Annotated in this window: 4 protein-coding genes; 3 read left to right on the forward strand and 1 reads right to left on the reverse strand. The window is 39.8% G+C overall.

Annotation, left to right across the window (positions count from 1 at the left end; genetic code table 11):
* Positions 1-342 precede the first annotated feature (342 nt).
* The 3 genes from DXA54_RS27675 (at position 343) to DXA54_RS27685 (ending at position 2,460) form a co-directional block, all read left to right on the forward strand.
* Positions 343-678: a single-stranded DNA-binding protein gene (locus DXA54_RS27675; RefSeq protein ID WP_005868751.1), complete on the forward strand. Its 336-nt coding sequence runs from the start codon at positions 343-345 to the stop codon at positions 676-678.
* Positions 679-847: 169 nt separating this feature from the next.
* Positions 848-1,186 carry a helix-turn-helix domain-containing protein gene (locus tag DXA54_RS27680; protein WP_005868750.1) on the forward strand — a complete coding sequence of 113 codons (339 nt, stop codon included), beginning with the start codon at positions 848-850 and terminating at the stop codon, positions 1,184-1,186.
* Positions 1,183-2,460 (forward strand): type II toxin-antitoxin system HipA family toxin, encoded by a 1,278-nt coding sequence (locus tag DXA54_RS27685; RefSeq protein ID WP_005868749.1) that lies wholly within the window; start codon positions 1,183-1,185, stop codon positions 2,458-2,460. The genes DXA54_RS27680 and DXA54_RS27685 overlap by 4 nt, the downstream gene beginning before the upstream one ends.
* A 157-nt stretch (positions 2,461-2,617) precedes the next feature.
* Here the strand turns inward: DXA54_RS27685 and DXA54_RS28350 are convergent, their stop codons facing one another.
* Complete coding sequence (locus DXA54_RS28350; RefSeq protein ID WP_005868748.1) at positions 2,618-2,779, reverse strand: hypothetical protein; 162 nt, start codon at positions 2,777-2,779, stop codon at positions 2,618-2,620.
* Positions 2,780-3,231 lie beyond the last annotated feature (452 nt).

The raw sequence follows: 3,231 nt of genomic DNA on the forward strand, positions 1-3,231 counted from the left end.
CTGATTTTCAAGTTTTGTCTTTTTCATATCATTTTTTAGGGAAGTCAAATCATTTTCCGTTGCAAATATAGATTGTTGCTAACCCCTTTTACGGGGATAAGGGGACGATTCACAAACACCACGTTGTTATTCGTCTGAAATCTTCCTTTTTTTGCCTTGCATAAAAAGCGTATTTAACCCGAATTATTTGCTGCCATCTTCACCAATAAAAAAGTTACAAATCTTCCTTTTTCCGGCCAGCATAAAAAGAGTATTTATATCTTTTTTCATGGTGTCCCCCAAAGCCAACAATCAGTTATTGCACTGTAAAATTGATTAATTAACTTCTAAAAAATCAGAGATATGAAAAAGATTGAAAATTCATTCGCAGTAACAGGCAGGATTTGTAGGGATGCAGAAATCCATTTATTCGAAATAGTAAAGGTTGCACACTTCTCTATTGTGGTCAGTCGCATAGGCAAGATAAATGAAGAAAAAACATTTGTTTCCTCTGTTATGAAAGTTGAAGCCTGGAGTAAGATGGAAGACCGCTATGCTTTTTGGATACTGCAAAAAGATGTACTGATTACCGTTGAAGGCTACTTTAAGCCGGAAGAATGGACGGATTCTAAAAGTGGGGAGAAACGTAACCGCATTGTGATGGTAGCTACTAAGTTCTACCCGACTCCGGAAAAATAAGAACCCCCGGACTAAAAAGAAAAAGCAATCAAACGATTGAAGCGGCACAAGGTCGCTTCAATCGTTTGCTAATGCGGCAGAAGATTATAAAAAAAGTGTTTCTTAATTTGGTGATTTTCAGATTTATCGGTATTTTTGTATCAAAAATGATACCTAAATATGTTTTTCTATGAAAAGATTATATGATACATATACAATATACGAATTTTCAGATGAATGTATTGTAAAGGAAATCTGCAAGAGAGTTAAGTCTATAAGACTTAGCTGCTGTTTTTCCCAGCAAGAATTTGCGGATAAGGCAGGAGTATCTATCGTTACTATTAAGAGAATAGAATCTTGTAAAGTAAGTGATATTGCCCTAAGTACATTGCTTAAGATTTTGCGTATAAGTGGAACTCTTGAAGGCGTTGTCGGTTTGGTTCCGGAACTTCCAGACTCCCCTTTCCTAATCAATGAAAAAACAGGTAAAAGAATACAAAGAATTAACGGTAAACGTAAGATGGTATGAAGAAAGAGCCGATTATAGTGAATGTATATCTGTGGGGGACTTGCATTGGCAAATTGAATTGGGACTTTGAAAAGCATTGTTCTGTATTCCAATTTACGGATGAATATAGGAAACAAGATTATGATATATGCCCTTCCACACACCCTAAGAGAACCCCTTTGTTTGCGTCTTTCTATGGGAATAAAGATAAATTATATCAAGGGCTTCCGGAATTTCTTGCAGATGCGCTTCCTGACAAATGGGGGGCTTCCCTATTTGACCAATGGCTCACGGATAATAATATAAAGGTTACGGAATCATTGCCTCTATTGAAGCTCTCTTATATTGGCAAGAGGGCTATGGGAGCATTGGAATTTGAACCGGAATTTAATGATGATGCCATCCATGAGTCAGTAAATATGTCATCATTGGCAACTTTGGCTTCTAAAATATATAATGATCGAGATGCTGCTGTCATATCACCGGAGGATAGCCTCACGATGAAAAAGTTGATATATCTTGGAACTTCTGCCGGTGGCATGCGCCCGAAGGCAGTGATTGCCTATAATCTCGAAACGGAAGAGTTTCGTTCCGGCCAGGTGGATTTGCCTGAAAATTTTAAGCAGTATATCATCAAATTTAAAGAAGCAGATGACTCTCCTACCACAGAGATAGAAATGGTATATAGCGAAATGGCAAAGGCGGCGGGAATCAACATGATGCCATGCTTCCTGAAAGAAATTGATGGAAGAAATCATTTCGTAACGGAAAGATTTGATCGTAAGAATGGAGAAAAGCTCTTTAGTCAGACCCTTGCGGCCATTATGCCGGGTGCAGATGATTATATGAAGCTGTGTTGGATAGCAGAGACTCTGAAACTTCCCCAGGAAGACAAAGATCAGATATTTATCAGAATGGTATTTAATTATGTCGCAGGTATATCCGATGATCATAATAAGAACATATCGTTTATCATGGATAAGGCAGGGGTATGGCGTTTATCACCTGCATATGATGTAATGTTCACGGCAAATACATGGGAAAATTCTTCAGCACACATTCATTCGATGGGCGTGATGGGCAAAAGGTCTGCCTTGACTACAAGTGATTTCGTCAACTTTGCCGAGGATTTTGTAGAGGAGCCCGAAAAGAAGATATTACAGGTGTTCGATGCTGTAAGCAAATTTCAATCGTTATGCGCCACGTATGGCATAGATAAGGCTATATTTGATAAAATCCAACATGTATTGGATGGATTGGTCACTGATGATTTGGATTTGCTGCAATTAACTTAAAGAACAGTAGATGGTGATAGTTGCTCCAGTCTTTTCTGGAACGGCTTTCTTTTCTTTTGAGATCTTTATACCCCTATTTGTTATTTTGGAGAAAGTCACATGTTTCCCACCCACCCTTTCAGCGGAGTGACTGTCCCCGTTTCAGGATTTCTCATAGTCACTCGCAGGCTCCGTGATTGTGTGAAATCCAGGAATGGGGAAGGCAAAGGAGAGAGGCATATCCGGTCTGCTTTCGGAGCTTCGGCCACATCGAGACAACCTCTTTCCGGCGGCTATGCCACTCTCCTTTTATTTGCCCGGCAGTCTGTTGCTTACCCATATGCCCCAGCCTTTTAGGGCTGTATATAGGTAGTCGGATATTTCGCCGCTAAATCGGCAGTCCGCTTCAATCGTTTGCTTGCTTTTCTCCGAGTGGATGCCTTTCTGTTTTTCCGGTTGTATAATCTTCTTTTTCCGGAAACAGTTGTAGTGGCTGTATGCCTGTATGGTTATGTTCTCCCCGCAGAATCCGCAAGTCTGTTCTTCCGTTGCAGCCTTTCATTTTATCGTGCAGTCACTTTTTTCGATACGTGGAATATTGTATGCTTCATTCTTCGGCTTCATTTTTTTAAAAGGAATTGCAGAGGTTTCTTCCGGTGTGTCGATAGGCGGCTGACCATATTTTCGGAATGTGCCATGCTTGCTGTCTGACCGGTTGTTTTTTGCATCCTTTCCAAACCTGTTGCTGATTTTCAAGTTTTGTCTTTTTCATATCATTTTTTAGGGAAGTCA

The organism is Bacteroides sp. OF03-11BH, assembly GCF_003604005.1.
GTDB classification, from domain to species: domain Bacteria; phylum Bacteroidota; class Bacteroidia; order Bacteroidales; family Bacteroidaceae; genus Bacteroides; species Bacteroides ovatus.

Excerpts from the sequence above, each read along its gene's own strand:
- DXA54_RS27675 (WP_005868751.1), top strand. The coding sequence starts at position 343 with ATGAAAAAGATTGAAAATTCATTCGCAGTAACAGGCAGGATTTGTAGG.
- DXA54_RS27680 (WP_005868750.1), top strand. The coding sequence starts at position 848 with ATGAAAAGATTATATGATACATATACAATATACGAATTTTCAGATGAA.
- DXA54_RS27685 (WP_005868749.1), top strand. The coding sequence starts at position 1,183 with ATGAAGAAAGAGCCGATTATAGTGAATGTATATCTGTGGGGGACTTGC.
- DXA54_RS28350 (WP_005868748.1), bottom strand. The coding sequence starts at position 2,779 with ATGGGTAAGCAACAGACTGCCGGGCAAATAAAAGGAGAGTGGCATAGC.